General features: G+C 69.6%; 21 protein-coding genes and 1 pseudogene. 16 read left to right on the forward strand and 6 right to left on the reverse strand.

Translation table 11 applies throughout. From position 1 onward, the window contains the following. The first annotated feature begins 277 nt into the window (after nt 1–277). On the forward strand, nt 278–1,960 hold the full coding sequence (locus OHA81_RS14815; protein WP_329196233.1) for a bifunctional 3'-5' exonuclease/DNA polymerase: 1,683 nt from the start codon (nt 278–280) through the stop codon (nt 1,958–1,960). A 37-nt stretch (nt 1,961–1,997) separates the two neighbouring features. Here the strand turns inward: OHA81_RS14815 and OHA81_RS14820 are convergent, their stop codons facing one another. The 6 genes and pseudogenes from OHA81_RS14820 to OHA81_RS14845 all read right to left on the reverse strand — a co-directional run bounded on the left by OHA81_RS14820 (nt 1,998) and on the right by OHA81_RS14845 (nt 7,927). Next, nucleotides 1,998–2,369, reverse strand: a complete 372-nt coding sequence (locus OHA81_RS14820) for a hypothetical protein (RefSeq protein WP_329196235.1) — start codon at nt 2,367–2,369, stop codon at nt 1,998–2,000. Nucleotides 2,370–2,388: 19 nt separating this feature from the next. Beyond that, nucleotides 2,389–2,571 (reverse strand): annotated as a pseudogene (locus OHA81_RS14825) (SigE family RNA polymerase sigma factor); the annotation flags it as partial. A gap of 98 nt (nt 2,572–2,669) precedes the next feature. After that, the gene (locus OHA81_RS14830) at nt 2,670–3,926 is read right to left on the reverse strand and encodes a serine hydrolase domain-containing protein (protein WP_329196237.1); all 1,257 of its coding nucleotides are present in this window, start codon (nt 3,924–3,926) and stop codon (nt 2,670–2,672) included. A gap of 822 nt (nt 3,927–4,748) precedes the next feature. Further along, nucleotides 4,749–5,951 (reverse strand): tetratricopeptide repeat protein, encoded by a 1,203-nt coding sequence (locus OHA81_RS14835; RefSeq protein WP_329196239.1) that lies wholly within the window; start codon nt 5,949–5,951, stop codon nt 4,749–4,751. Between the two features lie 537 nt (nt 5,952–6,488). Beyond that, nucleotides 6,489–7,142, reverse strand: a complete 654-nt coding sequence (locus OHA81_RS14840; protein ID WP_329196241.1) for a YdcF family protein — start codon at nt 7,140–7,142, stop codon at nt 6,489–6,491. Further along, nucleotides 7,139–7,927: a GntR family transcriptional regulator gene (locus tag OHA81_RS14845; protein WP_329196243.1), complete on the reverse strand. Its 789-nt coding sequence runs from the start codon at nt 7,925–7,927 to the stop codon at nt 7,139–7,141. Before OHA81_RS14845 ends, OHA81_RS14840 begins: the two co-directional genes overlap by 4 nt. 464 nt (nt 7,928–8,391) lie before the next feature. On the opposite strand from OHA81_RS14845, the gene OHA81_RS14850 reads away from it, so the two are divergent. From OHA81_RS14850 to OHA81_RS14920, 15 genes are all read left to right on the forward strand, one after another. Then, complete coding sequence (locus OHA81_RS14850; RefSeq protein WP_329196244.1) at nt 8,392–8,661, forward strand: DUF6284 family protein; 270 nt, start codon at nt 8,392–8,394, stop codon at nt 8,659–8,661. Continuing rightward, complete coding sequence (locus OHA81_RS14855; RefSeq protein ID WP_329196245.1) at nt 8,658–8,984, forward strand: DUF6303 family protein; 327 nt, start codon at nt 8,658–8,660, stop codon at nt 8,982–8,984. Before OHA81_RS14850 ends, OHA81_RS14855 begins: the two co-directional genes overlap by 4 nt. After that, on the forward strand, nt 8,981–9,985 hold the full coding sequence (locus tag OHA81_RS14860) for a DUF2637 domain-containing protein (protein WP_329196247.1): 1,005 nt from the start codon (nt 8,981–8,983) through the stop codon (nt 9,983–9,985). The genes OHA81_RS14855 and OHA81_RS14860 overlap by 4 nt, the downstream gene beginning before the upstream one ends. Then, nucleotides 9,982–10,215: a hypothetical protein gene (locus tag OHA81_RS14865; protein WP_329196249.1), complete on the forward strand. Its 234-nt coding sequence runs from the start codon at nt 9,982–9,984 to the stop codon at nt 10,213–10,215. The genes OHA81_RS14860 and OHA81_RS14865 overlap by 4 nt, the downstream gene beginning before the upstream one ends. Continuing rightward, entirely contained in the window at nt 10,215–10,553 is a 339-nt protein-coding gene (locus OHA81_RS14870; RefSeq protein ID WP_329196251.1) for an RRQRL motif-containing zinc-binding protein, read from the forward strand. The genes OHA81_RS14865 and OHA81_RS14870 overlap by 1 nt, the downstream gene beginning before the upstream one ends. 79 nt (nt 10,554–10,632) lie before the next feature. Then, the gene (locus OHA81_RS14875) at nt 10,633–12,246 is read left to right on the forward strand and encodes a hypothetical protein (RefSeq protein ID WP_329196253.1); all 1,614 of its coding nucleotides are present in this window, start codon (nt 10,633–10,635) and stop codon (nt 12,244–12,246) included. Further along, nucleotides 12,246–14,315 (forward strand): hypothetical protein, encoded by a 2,070-nt coding sequence (locus tag OHA81_RS14880; RefSeq protein ID WP_329196255.1) that lies wholly within the window; start codon nt 12,246–12,248, stop codon nt 14,313–14,315. The genes OHA81_RS14875 and OHA81_RS14880 overlap by 1 nt, the downstream gene beginning before the upstream one ends. A gap of 223 nt (nt 14,316–14,538) precedes the next feature. After that, entirely contained in the window at nt 14,539–15,024 is a 486-nt protein-coding gene (locus OHA81_RS14885; RefSeq protein WP_329196256.1) for a hypothetical protein, read from the forward strand. An 11-nt stretch (nt 15,025–15,035) separates the two neighbouring features. Then, a complete protein-coding gene (locus OHA81_RS14890) occupies nt 15,036–15,215 on the forward strand; it encodes a hypothetical protein (RefSeq protein ID WP_329196257.1) in 180 nt (59 codons plus the stop codon). Between the two features lie 20 nt (nt 15,216–15,235). Next, nucleotides 15,236–15,514, forward strand: coding sequence for a hypothetical protein (locus tag OHA81_RS14895; protein ID WP_329196259.1), 279 nt, complete (start codon nt 15,236–15,238; stop codon nt 15,512–15,514). 73 nt (nt 15,515–15,587) lie between these two features. After that, a complete protein-coding gene (locus OHA81_RS14900) occupies nt 15,588–16,490 on the forward strand; it encodes a bifunctional DNA primase/polymerase (RefSeq protein ID WP_329196262.1) in 903 nt (300 codons plus the stop codon). Continuing rightward, on the forward strand, nt 16,487–16,843 hold the full coding sequence (locus OHA81_RS14905; protein WP_329196264.1) for a hypothetical protein: 357 nt from the start codon (nt 16,487–16,489) through the stop codon (nt 16,841–16,843). The genes OHA81_RS14900 and OHA81_RS14905 overlap by 4 nt, the downstream gene beginning before the upstream one ends. Nucleotides 16,844–17,397: 554 nt before the next feature. After that, entirely contained in the window at nt 17,398–17,979 is a 582-nt protein-coding gene (locus OHA81_RS34610; RefSeq protein WP_443056765.1) for a DUF3631 domain-containing protein, read from the forward strand. A gap of 271 nt (nt 17,980–18,250) precedes the next feature. Next, nucleotides 18,251–18,451, forward strand: coding sequence for a helix-turn-helix domain-containing protein (locus OHA81_RS14915; RefSeq protein WP_329196266.1), 201 nt, complete (start codon nt 18,251–18,253; stop codon nt 18,449–18,451). Between the two features lie 65 nt (nt 18,452–18,516). Then, the gene (locus OHA81_RS14920; RefSeq protein ID WP_329196268.1) at nt 18,517–19,902 is read left to right on the forward strand and encodes a tyrosine-type recombinase/integrase; all 1,386 of its coding nucleotides are present in this window, start codon (nt 18,517–18,519) and stop codon (nt 19,900–19,902) included. The last annotated feature ends 43 nt before the right edge of the window (nt 19,903–19,945 follow it).

Consider the following 19,945-nt stretch of genomic DNA (forward strand, 5'->3'; position numbering starts at 1 on the left):
GGGCTTTCGCCGGGCTTTCGCCGGGCTCTCGCCCCGGGGCCCCGGCCCGGGTCCTTGCCGGGACTCCGGCTCGGGTCCCCGCCCCGTGCCCCGGCCCGGGGTCCACCCGAGCCCCGGGAGGCCCCGGGTGAGAGGCCCGGGGTCAGGGCCGCGGGGCGCGGGCCCCCGGCCCCGGGCGGGGGCCCGGGGTCAGGGCCCCGGCCCCCCAGCGCGTCCGCCGCCCCGGGCGGCCCGGTGCGCCGGTCCGCTGTCAGCCCCCGGTGGGACACTCGCACCCATGAACGAGCACGCCGGCCGGTGGGCCCTCGCCGAGGACGGCGACGGCTGGTGGCACGCCGCACCCCTGGCCCCCGCCGGGACGGCGCCGCTGCGGGTGCGCGAGCCCGCCGAGGCGGTCCGCGCCGCGCCCGAGGGCACGCGCTGGGTGTGGCAGTCGACCGCCTCCGTCTACCCCCGCCTGCTGGCCGCCGGAGTGCGGGTCGAGCGGTGCTACGACGTCGAGGACGCCGAACTGCTGCTCTTGCGCCACGAAGGCCGGTTCGGCGAACCCCGCTCGGCCGCGGCCGCCTGGGCCCGGCTGAGCGGCCTGCCGGTCCCGCCCGACCCGCCGGCGCGCGCCGCCGAGCCCGGGACGCAGGATTCCCTCTTCGATCCGCGCCCCGCCCCGGTACCGCTGGACGCGCTCATCGCCGTCCACGCCGACCAGGCGCGACGGCACGACGCCACCGCCCACCCCGACCGCACCCGCCTGCTCACCGCCGCCGAGTCCGCCGCTTTCCTGGTCGCCGCCGAGATGCACCGGGCCGGCCTGCCCTGGCGGGCCGACGTGCACCGGGCCCTGCTCACCGAGCTGCTCGGCGAGCGGTACGCGGGCGGCGGCGCGCCCCGCCGCCTCGCGGAACTCGCCGACCGCATCTCCACCGCGTTCGGCCGGCGCGTGCACCCCGAGCTGCCCGCCGATGTCGTCAAGGCCTTCGCCGAGGCCGGGATCAAGCTCAAGTCCACCCGGCGCTGGGAGATCCAGGGCATCGACCACCCGGCCGTGGCCCCGCTCATCGAGTTCAAGAAGCTGTACCGGATCTACACCGCCCACGGCTGGTCCTGGCTCGGCGACTGGGTCCACGACGGCCGCTTCCGGCCCGAGTTCATCCCCGGCGGCACCCTGACGGGCCGCTGGGTCACCAACGGCGGAGGCGCCCTGCAGATCCCCAAGGTGATCCGCCGGGCCGTCGTCGCCGACCCTGGCTGGCGGCTCGTCGTCGCCGACGCCGACCAGATGGAACCCCGGGTGCTCGCCGCGATCTCCCGCGACCCGGCCTTCATGGAGGTGGCCGGCCGCCCGGAGGACCTCTACACCTCCATCTCCCGCCACGGCTTCTCCGGCGACCGGGACAAGGCCAAGCTGGCCGTGCTCGGCGCGGTCTACGGACAGACCTCCGGGGACGGCCTCAAGAACCTGGCCGCGCTCCGCCGCCGGTTCCCCCGGGCCGTGGCCTACGTGGACGACGCCGCCAAGGCGGGCGAAGAGGGCCGACTGGTACGCACCTGGCTCGGCCGGACCTGCCCGCCGCCCGCCGGCTCCACCGAAGAAGACGGCGGCGAGGCCGGGATCCCACAGGACCGGGAGGACGGCGGCTGGACCCCGGGCTACGCCTCGACCGACACCCGCGCCCGCGGCCGCTTCACCCGCAACTTCGTCGTGCAAGGCAGCGCCGCCGACTGGGCGCTGCTCATGCTCGCCGCCCTCCGGCAGGACATCGCCGCCGCCGGCCTCCGCGCCGAGCTGGTCTTCTTCCAGCACGACGAGGTGATCGTGCACTGCCCGGCCGAGGAGGCCGGGGCCGTCGTGGAGGCCATCCGCGCGGCCGGCGACCGGGCCGGCCGGATCACCTTCGGCGACACCCCAGTCCGGTTCCCGTTCAGCACGGCCGTCGTGGAGTGCTACGCCGACGCGAAGTGAGTCCGCCCAGCGCCCCGCCGACGCCCCCGGCTGCGCCCTACTTCGGCAACTGCGACCAGCGACCGTCCATCGCCATGGCCGTGAGCTGTTCCATCGTCAGCGCGGGCGCGGTGCGCGTCGCGGGCTCGTCCGGGCCTTCCGAGTTGTACCCCCTGACGATCAGTCGCAGCCCGTTCGGGTGCAGCACGTCCACGCTCCACTCGACCACGCCCGCCCCGCCGTCGCCGCGCGGGTGCTGTTCGGTCAGCATCGCGGCGCCGTCCGGTGTCCTGGTGAATGTCCCGCGCCCCGCGTCGCTCTCGGCCCGGTAGTGGTCGGTGAGCTGTTCACCGGCCCGGCCGCCCGGGTACTCCTCGATGACCTGGTAGGACAGCTGGATCAGCGACCGGCCCTTCCCGTCGTCGAGCACGACGTCCCCGCCGTTGCTAGGCGGCCGGATTGTCGATACGGGACACCCGGCCCCACAACACGTACATCCGGCCCAGGGTTTCCTGGACCAGGTCCTCCGCGAGGTGGGTGTCCCCACTCGCGAGCAGGCACGCCGACCGGTACAACGGTCCCGATCTGTCCGACGCGAACTCGCGGGACCCGTCTCTGCGACCTTGCCGCATGCCCTCCCCCTCGCGTCTCTCTCACCCCATTGACGCGATGACCGCGCGCGGATGTTTCACGTGAAACGTCTTTGATCGCCCGGCGGTTGGCGCAGCCCTCAGTGGCCCGTCACCGGCTGGGCGGGCAGGTCGAAGACGTGCTTCGGGGTAACCGTCTTGGTGATCGCCTGCCCGAACAGGGTGCTGGGCTCCGAGCCCTGGTACGTGATGTCCGTGTTGAGCAGCACTACCAAGGTGGCCTGCGGACCCGGCAGGTAGACGGTCAGGGACTCGTAGCCCGGCAGGGAGCCGTTGTGCCCGATCCAGCCTTCGACGTTGAAGATGCCGAGTCCGTAGCCGGAGTCCGGGATGTTGTCCGCGTTCAGGACCTTCAACCGCTGGGCCTGGGTCTGCGGCGTCAGCAGGGTTCCGGTGGCCACCACCCTGGCCCATGTCCGCAGGTCCTCACGGTCGGAGATCATCGCTCCGGCGGCCCAGCCCCAGGAGGGGTTCCAGTCCGCCGCGTCCTCCGTCTTACCGGAGGCGGTCTGGTTCGTGTAGCCCTGGGCGTGCGGCTTCGGGAACTCCGAGCCCGTCGGGAAAAGGGTGTGGTGCAGCCCGGCGGGTTCGATCACGTTGTGCTGGATGTAGTCGGCCAGCTTGTCCCCGCTCACCTTCTCCACCACCAGTCCCAGCAGGATCAGGTTGGTGTTGCAGTAGGAGAACTTCGCTCCCGGCGCGAACATCACCGGGTGTTTGAAGGCGAACGCCAGCAGTTCGCGCGGGGTGAACGGTCGTCGCGGGTTGCTGGTCAGGGCCTTGAAGAACCCCGGGTCCTCGGAGTAGTTGAACAGGCCGCTGCGCATCCCGGCGAGCTGGCGCAGAGTGATCCGGTCCCCGTTGGGAACGCCGGACACGTACGTGCCGATGGGGTCGTCGAGCCCGACCTTGCCCGCGTCGACCAGCTTGAGCAGGGCGGTGACCGTGAACGTCTTGGTCTCGCTGCCGATCCGCATGTTCAGATCCGGTGTCATCGGCGCACCGTTGGCCTTGTCGGCCACGCCGAAAGCCCGCTCGTAAGTGCCCTTGCCGGGTGCCGAGAGGGAGACGATCACCCCGGGGACCTGGGCGTCCTTCATCACCTTCTGGATGGCTGCATCCAGCTGGCGCACCACAGCGGGGGTCAGTTGCGCGAACTCGTCGGAGGCCGAAGGCGAAGGCTGGGTCACAGTGGCCGACGGCTGCACCGCGGTACGCGCCACGGACGCCGGGGTGGCGGACATGTCCCAGCCGTACCCGGCGCTCACGCCGAGCGGCACCGCCACGAGCCCCACCGCGGCTGCTCCGACCGCCGCACCGCGCCACCGTTTCGTCATGCCAGGCCTCCTACCACGAGACCCCTGAGCACCACCAACCCAACCTAGCCCGACACCCCTCGCCGCGGCACAGAACTCGTCTGAGGCCGCCCGGCGGCCCCTTGAGGTCGCCGCCCCGGTCGAGGGTGAGGTCGAGGTCACACCCGTTCCCACTCAGCACAATGGGCACGCAATGGGCACGCACGAGGGCGCGAAGGTCATCGCGTTCCGCCCCCGACTGGTCAGGGCATGAAAAAGCCCCAGGTCACGGCGAGTGAGTCCTGGGGCTAATCCGAGCCGCCTTCGGGATTCGAACCCGAGACCTACGCATTACGAGTTGTCCGATCTTGGTCCACTAGCCTCCACCGACGTTCCCCGCGGGCGTCACACCCCTGCTCGCACCTAGAGCCGGACGTCGGAGGACACCCGCGCACCTCGCCGGATCCAGCGCTGAAAGAGCCCACAACTGAGACCGGTCGCTGGCTGCTCTGCAGCATCTTGGAAGATCGCGTATACGAACCTAGCCCAATGTGGCCATTGGCCGAACGGGCAGGAACTGCCCAGGTCCTCCTCAGCTCCGTCCGTCGCCAGCCCATCCGTCATGCCCGGGGTGCTCCTTGACCGGCAGGCATCGTCACATCCCCCGGCACGAGGCGGCGTTCGTGCGCACTGGATGCTGTAGGACCGCGACGAGCGCTACGGCTTCATTCATGCATCACGCGCCTGACTGCGGGAGGGCTCAACGTGCCTGCCGGACACGCCCTTTTCCCGAAGTACATTCACCCTGAGACGATATGTCTGGCCCCGCAGACAGGCACCGCGCAAGCGGAATAGACCAGCCCGTCAGAATTTCATCCAAGATGGCTTTTCGGCAGTTGCCCCCGAAATTATTCCCACTTTCTGCAAGTCTGCACGCTTAGCCAATTCTTCCAGTTTCGATGCTGCCAGCTGCAGGGTGCTCGGATTCTTTCTGTTGACCACTTCACGGTAGCACCACGTAGCAAGCTTCATATCGCCATTACTCGCCACCTCAAGATCGCCGCGCAATATCAGAAGTATCTCCGATCCGGGGTCAGCCTCAAGGCCTCGCTTTAAAATCTCATGCGCCTTGTCAAATTTCTTTTGAGCTTTAAGGAAGTTAACGTACGCTTTGGCGGCGTTCGCTATGTCACTGGTCTCATCAAATCCTACCTTGATGAACTGGAACGCATTTTCGTAAGCATTCTCCACTGCTTCGGTCGAAGAGTCCAGATTTTCTAGCGCAATCGCAAGATTCCTCCAAGCCACCGAATTTTTTGGGGCTACCTTCAGCATCTTTTCGCAAAGGATTCTGAGTGACTCATAGTCATCAAAATCCTTGCAGGTATTACACGCTTCCATGAGGACGAGGCGATTGTTTGGGTTCGCCAGTGTCAGCTCTGCTAGTTCTACAACCGCGTCCGCTACAGCAACCTTCCCGAGGCGCACGCGCATGCGGATCAGGGACGCTCTGGCTGTAGCATTTTGAGGGGTTACCTCGACTGCCCTCTCATACAGCCTTAGGGCAAGTTCATAGCTCTGGAGTCTGCCGGCCATATCACCTCCTCGTTCAAATTCATCCGATGCAGCAATCGGAGAGTTTGCGAGGGATGAAAGGTGGCCAAGCGCCACCGGAATCTCGGCACTTCTCGCGTTCTCCAACAATAGCGCCGGAATCATCGCCTTGGAACTCTCTAGGGTCGAGACAGCCTCATCGCCGGACCCAAGGAGATCTCCCAACCTGTTTGCAAGCGACTCCGACGCCTCAAGCTGTTGCTGCAGCTGTCGCTCCATTCCCTGGGCGCCTTCCAAGGCAGCTCTGGCAGAAGACTCATACTCGTTGAATTCGCGAAATACTTGCCCGATTCTCGCATCAACTGCCCGATCAACCACGGTTTGCACCGTCTCTGTTTTTCGGTGCCGTTCCGCAAAAAAGAGGCCTATCGCTGCCACTGCGGCGCCAATGAGAGGACCGACAAGCGCCCAGTTCGTCGAACTTCCTTGCGCAGCTATGAAATCGGCGGCCATGTGGCTACCTCCACCGCGGCGAGGTGTGTCCTGGGTAAGGATCGAGGGAAAGAGGCTTGCTGCCCCCGCCTTCATCTCTCAGCTTGGCACTGAGTGGCACACTTTGCACCTCTAGTCGGACTTCCTATGCACATCCGCCGAGTTGGCTGGTGCAGTGGAGGCGTATCCACTCCGACTCGTCAGGAAGTGGGTGACAGCAGACCGGTGCGTGGGAGCTGGTGGTGTGCAACACCGCCGGTGCCAGGCGTCAACCACACGAGCTGGCGATCACACGGCTACTCAGGACCGCCTCCCATCTATAACCACGTTGACCCTGGCTTCCAGGCCTGCTCGGCTTGCCCGGGGTCGAAGCGGGCGGGATGGGAGCCTCGCCACGGTCGCCAGCACCGTCATACGGCGCTACGTCATTCCGGTGTTGGTTGGGCCCCTGCCGAAAGTCGGCCTCTGGCGCCGCCTGTCACCCCATCACACCTCATTCGAGACGTGAGACCAACCGACATCAAATGTCGTCGGTTGCATCACCGCTCGGGACTTCATTCATTGACCGGCTAGGAGGCGGCTGGTGAAACCCTCAGAACAGAGGCGCTCGTAGGCCGTAGAAACAGCCGGGGGAATGTCCTGATGAATCAGGAACCCCAGCTGCGGGTAGAGGAGAAGCCGCTGTTGGGCACCGACGAGCATGTCGAAGACCAGCCGGGAGTCCTGGATCGAGTCCACATACTCCGCAAGCGTCATCGGCGCGGACGCACTGATGATCTCCACCTCTGGCCAGAGCTTGCGGGCTGTCGCATAGGCGCGCCGCTCCTCGTACGGCTTGCTGACCAGTAGGGCCGAATCGACGCGCACACCCTCGTCTGCAAGCAGCGATCGGGAGAGGCGGATGTTCTCGCCCGTGTTCCGCGCTGCTGGCTCCACGAGGATGGCGGAGGCGGGGACACCTAGTTCCAGCGCCCGATCACGGTAGTGCTCCGCCTCCCCGCGGGGCATCCGCTCGCGGGTCGTCCGGCTCGTGGCACCGGTGAAGACGATCAGCGGCATCATGCCGCGCCTGTAGAGGTCAACTGTGAAGTCAGCGACGCCCAGGTCGTGGCTCCCGAGCCCGATGGCTACTGAGCAAGGTCGCGGCTCGTGGTGCATCTGCTGGAAGTCCCAGAGCCGTTCAGCATCGGCCCAATTCTGCGCAGAGATCATGGTCTTGCCTTCCGTGCCGAATCGGGGACCTGGAAGTCGTACGCCCAGGCGAACCGAGTAGCCGCGTGCAGGCCGACGGCGAACTCGACGACGGTGCCGTCCACCGTGTACGTCGTCCGATGCAGTTCAACGACCCATTCAGTAGGCGCCAACTGCAGGAGGGCCGCCTCCTCAGACGTTGCGGCCCTGGCAAACAGCTCCTCACGCATGTGGTCAATCTCGTAGCCCGCGTCGTAGAGCACGCGGAATCCGCCGCCACGGCCGGCGGGGCCCGGCGTCGGGTCGACGATGCGCGTTCCCTCTACGTGCTCAGGCCGGTAGTAGCTGGTCAGCGTGTGGGTCGGCTGGTCGCCTTCCTTCACGAGCCTCGCTCGCGCGTACACCTCGGCACCCTCAGGAAGTCCGTGCGCCGCGGCCACCAGCGGAGGCGCCGGCACCCGGCTGACGCTCTGCGTCTGTTCACCTCGCTTGTACGCACGGCCGGACGCGACGCGGTCGGCAATGAACGCGACCTCGTCCCCGTCACGCCACTTCGCCTTGTCATACCGAGCGATGCCGAGCCGTTTCAGCGGCGCTCGCTCGCGCACGACCGTGCCATGCCCGCGCGAGGACGTCACCAGGCCCTCAGCTTCCAGCGCCTTGTACGCCGCGTGAACCGTGGACTTGGAGCCCTCGCCCGCGTCCACCAGGTCCCGGATGTGCGGAAGCTGCTGGCCAGGGGCGTATTCGCCACTTCGGATGCGCTCGGCCAGCTTGTCCGCCAGCTCTCGCCACTTCGGCGCCACGGGAACTCCTTTCGACGCAGCCAGTGAAACACAGTCCCAGGACTGTTGACAGTCCTGGGACTGCGAGTCCATAGTCATCCACAGAAGTCCGCAGTCCTAGGACAGCGGACCGGAGAGGGGCCCTCTTTGGGCTGTTCTCGGCGCCCGGAGAGCCGGTGACGGCTCAAAGGAAGCGGTTGGGATTTGAGAACTCAACAGTGGATCGAGGCATCCGCCCCCCTCTAAGAGGGCGGCGTACACGGGTCCTGTCCCCGCGTACGGATCAGCGCCACCCAACCTCTCCGCCGCTCGATCGGTTGGCGGCCGGTTGCCTCCTCCGCCCGTCCAGCGCTTCCGCGCTGTACGGGCGGGGTCGAGGGGAGCCGGAGTAGTTCTTCCTGCTTCACCCCCATCGCAGTGCAGCCCCCGGCGTTCCCGCGCCGGGGGCTGCTGAGTCCCGTTCCTCTGTAGAAGGAGCAAGACCCATGAAGCCCATCGCTGCACTTCACGACGTTGTTACCCCGTGGTCCGACGGTCTGGAGCCGTCGGACGCGGAGCTGGACGCGATCGAGACCGAGATGCCCGTGGTCCTGGCCGAGGTCGAGTTGCTGGACGCTCTGATCGCGCTGCTGGACCGCCCCGCGTCCGAGCTCGACGCCCGCCGCATCCGGCGGACCCGGAACCGGGTCCTGGCGGCCCGGCGGGACATGGCCAACCGCACCGCCGGCGCGACGGTGTCGGGGGACGCGGCATGAGCAAGCAGATCTTCGGAGCGCAGTTGTCGCTGCGCTGCTGCGGCACCACCACACCGGAGCGGACGCCCGGCCCGTGCTGGCAGGTGTTCGTGGCCATGACCGGTCTGGTCAGCGAGTGGCCCACCTTCACGTGGCCGACGTCCACCGAGATCCCGAGCGTTCACCAGCGCCTTGCGGCCCTGATGGAACTGGGGTTCACGCTCGCTGAGGACGCCGAGTGGGAGTGGATGGAGGGCACCGGTCCGGACTACCACCCCCACCCTGTACGGGTCCTCCTCCTGGGCACGGTCAAGGTCCAGCCTCTGACGCAGGGGGCGCCATGAACAGCGTTCACCTGCGTTCAGCGGAACGCGCGCTGGCCGTGGGCACGTGGCTGATCGTGGGCGGGGCCATGCTCTACTCCGTCCTCACCGTCACCCCGCTGATGGCCGCACACACCCCCGGCGCATGGCGGTGGACGGCACCGATCCTGCCGCTCGTGGTGGATGCGGCCGTGGTCATCGTGGTCCGCCTCGACTCCGTCCTGGCCCGTCTCGGCGGGCACGGCGGTACGTGGCCGGTGGCCCTGCGTTGGATGACCGGTGCCATGACCCTCGCCCTCAACATCGGGGCGTCCGCCCTGGTCGGGGACCTGGTCGGGGTCGCTATCCATTCCGTCGCGCCGCTCCTGCTGATCGTCACGGCGGAGGCTGGCCTCGCCTACCGGCGGGCCCTGACCGCCGCCGTCCGGTCTCTGGAAGCCGAGCAGCACGCCAAGGCGGAAGCCCGGGCGAAGGCGGTCCAGGACCGGGAGGACGCCCGCGAAATGCGGGCCCGTGAACGCCGCGAGCACGAGGCGGCCATCGCCCGTGAACAGCGTGAACACGAGGCCCGCCTGATCCGTGAGGAAGCCGAACGACAGGACCGCATCCGCCGCGAAGCACAGGAGCGAGCGGAGGCGGCCGAGCGTGCGGAGCGCGAGGCCCGTGAACGCCGTGAACACGAGCGTGAACAGGCCCGGGCCGAGCGTGAACGCCTTGAATGCCAGGCCGCGCAGCAGCGCGAACTGGAGGCCCAGCAGCGGGCCGAGCGTGAACGCCGTGAACGGCTCCGTGAACAGGAACGCATCGAGCGTGAACGCGCCGCACTGCTGTCCGCCGGACCGCCGGAAAAGAAGCTCGACGAGGAACCGGCCCTCGCCACCGTCGGCGCCGCGTTCCACGCCGGACTCCCCGTTCGGGTCGCCGCGGAACTGACCGGCTGGTCCGTGGGCTGGGTCTCCGCCCGCTACCAGGAACTGCGCGACGCGAAGACCGCCCCCGCCCTGGAAGGAGCCACCTCGTGAAGCTCTCCCCCCAGACCACGCCCGCCGAGCCGGACAACCTGCTGATCCAGATGCACAACCAGGTCGGCGCGGCCGTCGACGTGATCGGCACCCTGGCTTACCACGGCTCGGGCTGGCGTTGCCACGGCTGCGGCGACCGCTCCGAGATGCTCGACAACCTGCTCTTCACCCGCCGCACGGCGAACGAGCACGCCGCCGCCTGCCGGGCCGCCTACCACCGCCTCGGCTGATGAGCACGCTGCCCGTCTACTCCTGGCGCCTCGCCCCGGTCGGCTTGGCCACCCGCCGACAACTCCGCGCCCAAGGGCTCCGGCCCGGCGGACAGGACGTCGCCGCGCAGGTGGAACGGCCCCGCTACCGGCGGGGCCCGCTGGTCGCCTACCTCTACCTCGTGGAGCGCGCCAAGCCGGTCCGGCCGATGACCGCGCGGAAAGCCGCGGCCCTCGCCAAGGCGAACGCGGCACGCCGCACCTGCCCCCAGTGCCGCACCGATGCCGGATACGTCATCCCGGCCTCGCTCGGCATGTGCGTCCCCTGCGCCTACCCCGATGAACAGCGCGTCGCCTGAACCACTCAGCAAGGGCCCGACCGCAAGCCTCCTACAGCGACGGCCGGGCCCTCTTCTCCCGTGAAGGAGCACGTTCAGCATGACCGAGACAGTCACCGAACCGCAGGCTCCCCCCGAAGAATCCACCCCCACCCCGACCCCGCCGGAGGCCGACAAGCCCGCGCCGGCCAAGGACGTCGAGCACACCCCGGGCGGCTTCCCCGTGGTGCCGTTGTCCCTGTCCGGGGCGAACACCACGGCGGGCCTGCTCGCCGCCTCTGCCCTGGTCGGTGGGCCGATCGCGGCGGCGGTCGCGATGACCGGCGCCGCAGTCCTGGGCACCGCCGCCATGCGGCGCCGCTCCAAGACCGTCGCGAAGAAGACCGCTGCGAAGCCGTCCCAGGTCGCCGGCCGGACGCCGGGCGGAAAGGGTGGCCGTGACCTCTTGGGCCGTGTGCCGTCCCAGCCCCGCACCGCACCACGTGCCGGTGGTGGGGGCGCCGGCACCCGAAAGGCCGCTGCCGGGCGGCAGGTCGGGCATCGTGCGGGCGCCCCCTCTGGCCGGTCCGCTTCATCTGCGGGCAAGTCCGGGGCGTCCTCGGCTCGTCAGCGGGCCGCCCGTTCGGCAGCGGGTCTGGCTGGTGGGCGGGCCGGTCAGGTGCAGGCACTGCGGTCCCAGGCCCGTACGCAGTCTCCGACTCGGGCGGCTTCCCGCGCGGCGACGGTGCAGGCCCGTCGGCAGGTCGCCGACTCGCGGCGGGCCGCCAAGGCCGCCGAGCGCGCCAACACCACCGGCGGCAAGCCGCGGGGGGTGGCGGCGCGGACCCTGGCGAAGGGCATGGGAAAAGCCGGCGCCGTTCGGGACAGGGCCGTCGGCGCCGTCCGGGCAGCGCGGGATCGTAGCTCCGGCCGGGCCGTGGCCTCGGGCCGTGAGGGTGTCCGGTCGGCAGCACTCCGGGCGAGGGTCGCCCAGCTCAAGGCCCCCGCCCAGAAGGCGGCCCGCAAAGCCCTGCTCCGTTCCGCCGCCCGCTTCCACGGGCGTCGGGCCATGGCCGCGCTGTGCGGGCTGCTGGCCGGTGTGGTCGGCATGGTCACCACGCCACTGGGGCGAAAGCTCGGCTGGGCATGGCTGATGCACCCCGGCCGCCGCCTCTACCGCCTTCTCGCCGGCCGCGCCGAAGCCGAGCGCGAGACCCGGGACGGGGAGATCCGCGCCCGGCTCGACCAGGACGAGAAGGCCGCCGAACAGGAAGCGGCGGCCGAGCTGGAGCAGGACGACGAGCAGCAGATCACCGACCGGGTCGAGCGGCCCGAAGGACAGGTACCCGCACCTCCCGTCAGCGAAGGAGCACACGAGATGGACAGCACCACGTCCGGGTTCAGGTTCGAGGAACTGGCCGCCGAGATGGAACAGGCCGCCCAGTCCTACGAGCCGGAAAGCGCCATGGAGATCCTCGCGATGATCGAGGGCCTGCCCCAGGCTCTCGGCTCGATCGCGAACATCATGCAGATCCTCGCGGAGCGCTCCGACTCGGAGTTCCCGCTGGAGAAGGAAGTCGCGGGCGGCTTCAACGACATCTACGGCGCCCTGAACTCTGCCACTGCCGTCGCCGAAGACCTGGGCGCGGTGTTCCGGCAGGCCCACGAGGCCGACATCGCCCGCCACGAGGATCCCCGCAACGGGCCCGACGCCGAGAAGGGCTGGAACGTCTGATGACCACCACTTCCGCCATCAAGCACGAGGGTTTGGCCTTGGACTGGGCCGCGGGACACGGACCGGTGACCGGGGCCCTGTCCGCGACGACCGGCGCGTTCGCCGTCGCCACCGTCGGCACCCTCGCCCACATGCCGCCCACCTGGGCGCTCGCGGTCGGTACGGTCGGCACGATCGGCCACACCGCCACCGGTCTCCGCCAGAAGCTGGCCGGCCGCACCATCGGCGCCCGGGCCGCTTCCTGGCTCCTCGGGTCCGGCTGGACCACCTGGGCGCTCGCCACCAACCCGCTGACCTGGACCGCCCTAGGTTCTCTCGCGGTGATCGGGGTCGGCATGGGCGCCGCCGCCCGCTCCGTCGGCTTCTACGAGGAGGCCCGCGAGCTGGAAGCGCTCGCGGCGGCCGAACGGCAGGTGGCCCGGGAACTCTCGGCGGAGCGGCGGGAGATCGCCGCCGAATGGGTCGACCGCATCGAGCGGGTCTGCCACATCACCGTTCGCGTTCTGGCGGTCGAGATGTGGCCGACCGGCGCCGGGTTCACCATCGACGCCGAACTCCCGCCCGGCGGCATCACCTACGCCAAGATCGCCACCGAGTCCGCGCGTCTGTCCGCCGACGCCCGGCTGCCGCACGGCTGCACCGCCACCGCCTCCCGCGGCATCCACCAAGGCCGCGTCCTCATCGACGTGACCACCGTCAACGTCCTGGAACAGGAGATGCCCTACCCGTCGAATTACGGGCCGCTGTCGGTCCTGACCGGCATCCCCTGGGGCGTGCGCACGAACGCCGACGAGGTTCCGGTGTTCCTGCGCGAGCAGTGCGCCCTCGTCGTCGGCCCCACCGGATCGGGCAAGACCAACATGGTCCACACGATCCTTGCCGGGTTCGCCCGCTGCACCGATGTCGTCACCTGGGTCATCGACCTCAACGCCGGATCGGCCGGCCTGCCCTGGGTCCGCACCGAGAACACTGGCGGACAAGCGGTACGGCCGGGCATCGACTGGCTCGCCTCCACCCACGAGGAAGCCCTCCTCATGCTGGACACCGCGATCCGGGTGGCCAAGCACCGCAAGATGGCCTACCAGGACCTCATGTCCAAGGCGAACACCGACCTCCTTCCAGTCAGTCACGAGATTCCGCAGATCGAAATCGTCATCGATGAAGGCGCCGAAATCCTCGCCTCCACTGACAAGCAGCACCGGGTCCTCGCCCGGAAGATCCTGGAAGTCATCCGCATCGCCCGCGCCATGGCCCTGCGCACCGTCCTGACCGCCCTCGGCGCGACTGGCGCCGTCCTCGGCGACCTGATGATCCGCCGTGAAGCCAAGGTCCGCGCCGCCCTGACCGGCGGAGAGACCGAGGGCATGGACCTGTCCAAGCTGTTCCCCGGCTCCCGGGGACTCAAGGTCGACCAAGCCCCCTACAAGGGCGCCGGTTTCCTCGGCACCCCCGAATCCGGGATCGGGTTGTTCAAGTCCTGGCGGATCAAGCCCGCCCAGATCCGCGACATTGTCATCGCCACCTCCGACCGACACCCCCGCCTCGACCCAGTCTCCGCGAAAGCCGCAGGCCCCGACTACGCCCGCCGCTGGGACCAGAATCGCACCGCCTGGATCACCGAGCACCACACCACCCCGCCCGTCGAGTCCCAGACGTCGGCGGGCGGGTCGGGCCTGAACCTCTCCGCGCTCCGCAGCGACCCCACCCCGGCCGCCCCGGCACCGGATGCGGTCGACGCCGAGTTCGAGCGGCTCATCGGCATCGAATTCACCACCAGTCCCCAGCCCCAGACCCCCGACACTCCGGAGGAGCCGAAGGCCGAGCCGTCGGGGCTGAACCTGTCCGCGCTCCGCGACGACAAGGAAGCCGGGCCCTCCTGGCTCCCGGACGCGATCACCGCGATCCGCGCGGCCGGCGCCGAGGGCATGAAGCCCGCCGCCGTCGCCGACCTCGTCGGCCGCAGCCGCGAAGCCGTCCGCAAGACCCTCAAGGCCGCCGCCGAACGCGGCGAACTCCACTACCGCGACCGGGGCCCGCACTCCGTCTACGTCCACCCCGATCACGCCTGAACGGCCACACACCGCTACCGCCTACTGCCTACCGCCAAATTGGCAGTAACCCCCGATACGGGCCTCCTACTGCCCACCAGGCACCTTCACCAGCCGTTTTGGCAGTAGGCAGTACCGGGTTGGCAGTAGGCAGTAGGCAGTAGCCGCACACACGCAGAGCGACCACCCACGCGGGCGGCCCCACCACCAACGGGGCCGCCCGCACCGCGTCCAGGAGCCTGCAATGCCCTATGAGCCCACGACCGCGAGCACCACCCCGCCCGCCCGCTACGGCGACCCCATCTACCACCCCACCACGATCCAGCAGCCCGCGATGCCGCTTGCGGAACTCCCGCCGGGGGTCGAGATGGTCACCCTCCCCAACGGCTACCGCACCCTCGCCTACAACCACCCCACCCCGCCCCCGGCCGCGCCGGCCGCCCAGCCAATCCCCGCGTGGGCCAAGACGACCGCGCTCCTCGCCCCGACCGTCGGCGGCGGCATCGCCGCCGCCGGGTTCGGGATCTCCTACGCCGCCCCGGGACTGACCGCCATCACCGACGCCCTCTGGGCCGCCATCGCCCTCATCGCCGCCGGCACCCTCGCCCCGCTCCTCCTCCGCACCACCCGCGGAGCCGGACGGGGAACCGCGCCGGTCCAGCACGTCACCCAGAACATCACCGCCTCCGGACTGTTCGGCCGCGCCACCGGCACCCTCAACCAGCGCTGAAAGGCCACCCCATGAACCAGGACCCGGCCCCGCTGTCGGAACTGATCTCCGACGCGGTCGCCCTGCTCACCGGCAAGCACACCATCCGCTGCCCCCACCCGGGCTGCCGCGTCAGCGTCCGCTACCGCGCCGTCACCCCCGACGAGGCCAAACGCCTGACCGACCTCGCCACCGACCACACCCGGCACTGACCGGCACAAGGAGGAGAACCATGCGACTCCGCATCCATCGCAGCAACTGGCCGCGGCTGGCCCTGGTCCTGACCGACACGCCCCGGCCCGACTGCCCTGACTGTCAGGGGATTGGCGGTCACAACCGCGACTACGGCGACTACTCCACCGGCGAGTACGCGGGCACCGAGTGGGACCCCTGCCCGTGCTGGGAGGAGACCCGCCGATGGGTCCTTCTCCCGCTCCCGCGCCGCCTGAGCTGGCGCGGCACCAGTCCCCAGCCTCAGGCCGGCGCCTACAGCGACGAGCCCCCGTTCTAGAAACGCCGAGAGCGGCCCCCTCACGCCAATGACCGGGGCCGCCCTCTTCCAGCTACCACTGGAGGAATCCAGCATGACCCATCAACCCGCATCCGCGCTGCTGACAGCCGCGCTCGATGCCGCTGCCCTCGGCTGGAGCGTGTTCCCGCTCCGCCCCGGACAGAAGCGCCCCGCCCTCCACGGTGAAGAGCACTGCCCCGCCCTGGGTGACTGCGCCGGCGGGCACCGCAAATGGGAGGACCGGGCCACCAGCGACCCGGACCGGATCCGCCGCGCGTGGGACCGGCTCCCCTTCAACGTCGGCATCGCGACGGGCCCGTCCAACCTCGTGGTCGTGGACCTGGACGTGCCGAAGAGCAAAGGCAGTTCGGACGCGCCTTACGGCGCGGACACCTTCAAGGCGCTCTGCGAGCGCGCCGGGCAGGCCGCCCCGACAACGCTCTCGGTAGGGACTCCCACCGGCGGGTCCCACCTGTACTTCACCGCTCCGGCCGGGGTACGGCTGGGCAACACGGCGGGCCGTCTGGGCAGGCTGATCGACACCCGGGCGTGGGGCGGGTACGTCGTCGCCCCCGGCAGCGTCACACCTGCCGGGGTGTACGAGGTCACCCACCCGGCGGCCCCGGAGCCGTTCCCCACCTGGCTCTACGGGCTGCTGGCACCCAAGCAGGCCCTGCGCAAGCTGACCGGACGCCCCGCCACACTCCGGACAGGCAAGTACGCGACCGCCGCCCTGAACGCCGAGACGGCATCGGTGGAATCGGCCCCAGCCGGGGAGCGCAACGGAACGCTGCTGCGGGCCGCCCGCGCTCTGGGCCGGTTCATCGCCGCGGGCGACCTCCCCCGCGATGTGGTGGAGGAGGCTCTTCAATGGGCGGGGGAGTCGGCCGGCCTGCCGTCTTCCGAGTGCCGCAACACGATCCGCTCCGGTCTGAACTGGTCCATCGCCCGCAACGCGATGAGGCGGACGGCATGAACCAGTGCCCCCGTTCCTCCTTGAAGAGCCTCCCCGCACCCCCCACCGGCCCCGGCTCCGCCGAACCGGCCCCAGCCGCAGACGGCAGTGGCGCGCCGAAGGTCGTCGCCGAAGGCGTCCCTTCATCTCTTCTCCCTGACCCGCACCCGGCGGACGGCCGCTACATCGTCGCCGTCCTCCGCATCTGCGCCCCGCGCGGTGCGGTGCCGACCGCTCACTCGAAGTGCGAGTGCGGCCATGACCGCAGCGCTGTCGGACACAACAACGTGCTCGCCCTCATCCAGCTCCACACCGACCACCGCACCGTGTGCCCGCTGGGCCGCGTCTCCGCCGACCGGAGGAAGGCCGCATGACCCTCGACACCCAGACCATGCCCGCACCCATCCAGGCCGCCACCGACGGCTCCGTGCTGCTGGACGAGGTGGAGGCTTTCCACCGGCGGTTCAATGTCTTCCCCACCGAAGCCGCCTACGTTGCCGTCACGTTGTGGGACGCGCACGCGCACCTGCTGGACTGCTTCGACTCCACCCCTCGCCTCGCGTTCCTCTCCCCGGAACCCGGCTCCGGGAAGTCCCGCGCGCTGGAGATCGTGGAAACGCTGGTCCCACAGCCGCTGGTGGCCGCGAACGCGTCCGCGCCGGTTCTCTTCCGGGCCGTCTCCACCCTGGAGACCCGGCCCACGATCCTCTTTGACGAGGTCGACACGATCTTCGGCCCGAAGGCGGGGGACAACGAACCGCTGCGCGGGTTTCTGAACGCGGGGCACCACCGGGGCGCCGGCATGTGGCGGTGCGTCGGAGACGGCACCAACCAGACCGTCCAGGAGTTCCCCAGCTTCTGCGTGGTGGCCATGGCCGGACTCGGCTCGCTGCCGGACACGATCCTGACCCGGTCGGTCATCATCCGGATGCGCCGCCGAGCCCGCAACGAACGCGTCCAGCCGTTCCGCCGGCGCCTGCACGCCCCCGAAGGCCATGCCCTGCGAGACCGGCTCGCCGTCTGGGCCGACAGTGTCCGGCACCTGGTCGATGGAGTGTTCCCGGACATGCCGGAAGAGGTCACCGACCGGCCTGCGGACGTGTGGGAGCCCCTCATCGCCGTCGCGGACGCCGCCGGAGGCGACTGGCCGGCCCGCGCCCGCTCCGCGTGCGCCGAGATCGTGGCCGCGTCGAAGCAGGACGACAAGGGCAGCATCGGCATCCGCCTGCTCACCGACCTTCGAGACCACGTCTTCGAAGGCATCGAGCGACTGCCCACCGTCGCCGTACTGGACCGCCTCTACGCGCTGGAAGAGGCGCCCTGGGCGGACATGGGCGGCAAGCCGCTGACCTCCCGGGGTCTGGCGAAGATGCTCGGCGAGTACATGACCGGAGACAACAAGCCGATCGAGCCCCGCAACATCAAGACCGGCTCCACGGTCCTCAAGGGCTACTACGCGGCCGACCTCGTCGACGCCTGGGCGAGGTACTGCCCTCCCCCCACCCCCTGAGAATCCGCTACCTCCGCTACCTCCGCTACCCCGCAGGTCACACCCCCTGCGGAGGTAGCGGATAGCCCGAAAACATCCGCTACCCCACCAGTCACACCCGCTACCGGCCCGGCCCCCAACGGCCGGGCCGGTCGCGCATCTATCCGCTACCGCTACCCAATCCGCTACCACGAACAAGCCCCTGACCAGGGCGGTAGCGGAGGTAGCGGCAGTAGCGGATTTCTGCAGACGGGGCAGAGCCCCGAAATCCGATCGCCGTGGAGGCACTTCGATGAGCACCGCAGCCATTTCCGTCGCCCCCGTCCTCTGCACGGTCGAGTTGGCGGCCGAGTTGCTCTCGCTCGGCCGCTCCACCATCTACGAGCTGATGGCCGGCGGCGAGTTGCCCTTCGTCAAGGTCGGCCGCGCTCGCCGTATCCGCCGGACCGACATCGACGCGTTCGCCGCCCAGCTCCAGCCCCAGTCCGTCTGATCTCAAGCCACAACCGCAGGCGGCCCCGGGAAGTCCCCGGGGCCGCCTTCCGTATGGAGGAGCGCATGAGTCCCCGTAGGCCGAACATGGAGTCGTCCATCTACCTGGGCAGTGACGGGTGGTGGCACGGCCGCGTCACGATGGGCGTGAAGCCCGACGGCGGCCCCGACCGCCGGCACCGCCGGGCCAAGACCGAGACCGCGGTCACCAAGAAGGTCCGCGAGCTGGAGAAGCTGCGCGACGAGGGCCGCGCCACGAAGGCCGGGCGAAAGCCGACCGTCGCGGAGTGGATGGACACGTACCTGACCACGATCGCGAGCTTGAAACTCAAGCCGCGGTCCCTGGACGACTACTGGTCGAAGACCCGCAACGACATCATCCCGGGCGTCGGGAAGCACCGCCTGGACAAGCTCGCGCCGGAACACCTGGAGGTGATGTACGCGGCCATGTTGGAGGAGGGGCACGCACCTTCGCACGTGGTCAAGGTGCACCGGATCCTCTCCCGCGCCCTGAAAATCGCCCACCGCCGCCGGATCATCAGCGAGAACGTGGCCACCCTCGTGGACCCGCCTTCCGTGGACGAGACGGAGGCGAACCCGTTCTCGCGTGAGGAGTCGAAGGCGTTTCTGGCGGCCGCCGCCAAACGCCCGACGTTCATGCGGTGGGCCATCGGGGTCGGCATGGGCTTCCGGCAGGGCGAGGCTCTAGGCCTTCGCTGGCCCTATGTCGACCTGGAGCAGGGGTTGTTCCACCCTGCGTGGCAGCTCCAGCGCCTCACCTGGAGGCACGGTTGCAAGGACGCGCACGCCTGCGGGGCCCGGCTGCACCGGTTCGACCCGTGCCCGGCCGACTGCGCGGCCCACAAGAGCTACAAGCGCGGCTGTCCACAGCCCTGCCCCAAGATCTGCCGTCGGCACGCCAGCACCTGCCCGGAGCGGAAGGGCGGGGGACTTGCCTTCACCCGGCCCAAGACGAAGAAGAGCCAGAACCCCGTCCCGATCCCCCCGCCCTTCCTGCCGTACCTCCTGGAGCACAAGGCGAAGCAGGACGAGCACCGGCAGGCCGCCGGAGACCTCTGGGAGGAGTGTGGCGCCGTCTTCACCCGGCCCGACGGCCGGCCGCTCGACCCGCGGGCCGACTGGGAGGAGTTCAAGGAGCTGCTTGAGGAAGCCGGGATCAGCGACCGCCGCCAGCATGACGGGAGCCGCCACACGGCCGGCACGATCCTCAACGAGTTGGGCGTGGACATGCCCACGATCATGGAGATCCTCCGGCACACCCAGATCAGCCAGACCCGGCGCTACGTCAAGGGCCGATCGGAACTCTCGCGGGAGGCGATGCGCCGCATGGGCGAGGCGTTCATGCCGGGCCCCAATCCGCCCTCTGAGACCAGGACTGAGACCGAGAGCACACGAGCGGCCCGGGCACGACGCCGCCGCAAGATCCGGTAAAAAGCAAAACCCCCAGGTCACGGCGAGTGAGTCCTGGGGGTTC

The organism is Streptomyces sp. NBC_00667 (assembly GCF_036226825.1).
Taxonomy (GTDB): Bacteria; Actinomycetota; Actinomycetes; order Streptomycetales; family Streptomycetaceae; genus Streptomyces.

Coding starts and splice junctions, on each gene's coding strand:
- OHA81_RS14900 (WP_329196262.1), top strand. CDS start 15,588: ATGACCCATCAACCCGCATCCGCGCTGCTGACAGCCGCGCTCGATGCC.
- OHA81_RS34610 (WP_443056765.1), top strand. CDS start 17,398: ATGCGCCGCCGAGCCCGCAACGAACGCGTCCAGCCGTTCCGCCGGCGC.
- OHA81_RS14835 (WP_329196239.1), bottom strand. CDS start 5,951: ATGGCCGCCGATTTCATAGCTGCGCAAGGAAGTTCGACGAACTGGGCG.
- OHA81_RS14895 (WP_329196259.1), top strand. CDS start 15,236: ATGCGACTCCGCATCCATCGCAGCAACTGGCCGCGGCTGGCCCTGGTC.
- OHA81_RS14880 (WP_329196255.1), top strand. CDS start 12,246: ATGACCACCACTTCCGCCATCAAGCACGAGGGTTTGGCCTTGGACTGG.
- OHA81_RS14840 (WP_329196241.1), bottom strand. CDS start 7,142: ATGATCTCTGCGCAGAATTGGGCCGATGCTGAACGGCTCTGGGACTTC.
- OHA81_RS14860 (WP_329196247.1), top strand. CDS start 8,981: ATGAACAGCGTTCACCTGCGTTCAGCGGAACGCGCGCTGGCCGTGGGC.
- OHA81_RS14885 (WP_329196256.1), top strand. CDS start 14,539: ATGCCCTATGAGCCCACGACCGCGAGCACCACCCCGCCCGCCCGCTAC.
- OHA81_RS14870 (WP_329196251.1), top strand. CDS start 10,215: ATGAGCACGCTGCCCGTCTACTCCTGGCGCCTCGCCCCGGTCGGCTTG.
- OHA81_RS14830 (WP_329196237.1), bottom strand. CDS start 3,926: ATGACGAAACGGTGGCGCGGTGCGGCGGTCGGAGCAGCCGCGGTGGGG.
- OHA81_RS14915 (WP_329196266.1), top strand. CDS start 18,251: ATGAGCACCGCAGCCATTTCCGTCGCCCCCGTCCTCTGCACGGTCGAG.
- OHA81_RS14890 (WP_329196257.1), top strand. CDS start 15,036: ATGAACCAGGACCCGGCCCCGCTGTCGGAACTGATCTCCGACGCGGTC.
- OHA81_RS14850 (WP_329196244.1), top strand. CDS start 8,392: ATGAAGCCCATCGCTGCACTTCACGACGTTGTTACCCCGTGGTCCGAC.
- OHA81_RS14855 (WP_329196245.1), top strand. CDS start 8,658: ATGAGCAAGCAGATCTTCGGAGCGCAGTTGTCGCTGCGCTGCTGCGGC.
- OHA81_RS14920 (WP_329196268.1), top strand. CDS start 18,517: ATGAGTCCCCGTAGGCCGAACATGGAGTCGTCCATCTACCTGGGCAGT.
- OHA81_RS14905 (WP_329196264.1), top strand. CDS start 16,487: ATGAACCAGTGCCCCCGTTCCTCCTTGAAGAGCCTCCCCGCACCCCCC.
- OHA81_RS14815 (WP_329196233.1), top strand. CDS start 278: ATGAACGAGCACGCCGGCCGGTGGGCCCTCGCCGAGGACGGCGACGGC.
- OHA81_RS14875 (WP_329196253.1), top strand. CDS start 10,633: ATGACCGAGACAGTCACCGAACCGCAGGCTCCCCCCGAAGAATCCACC.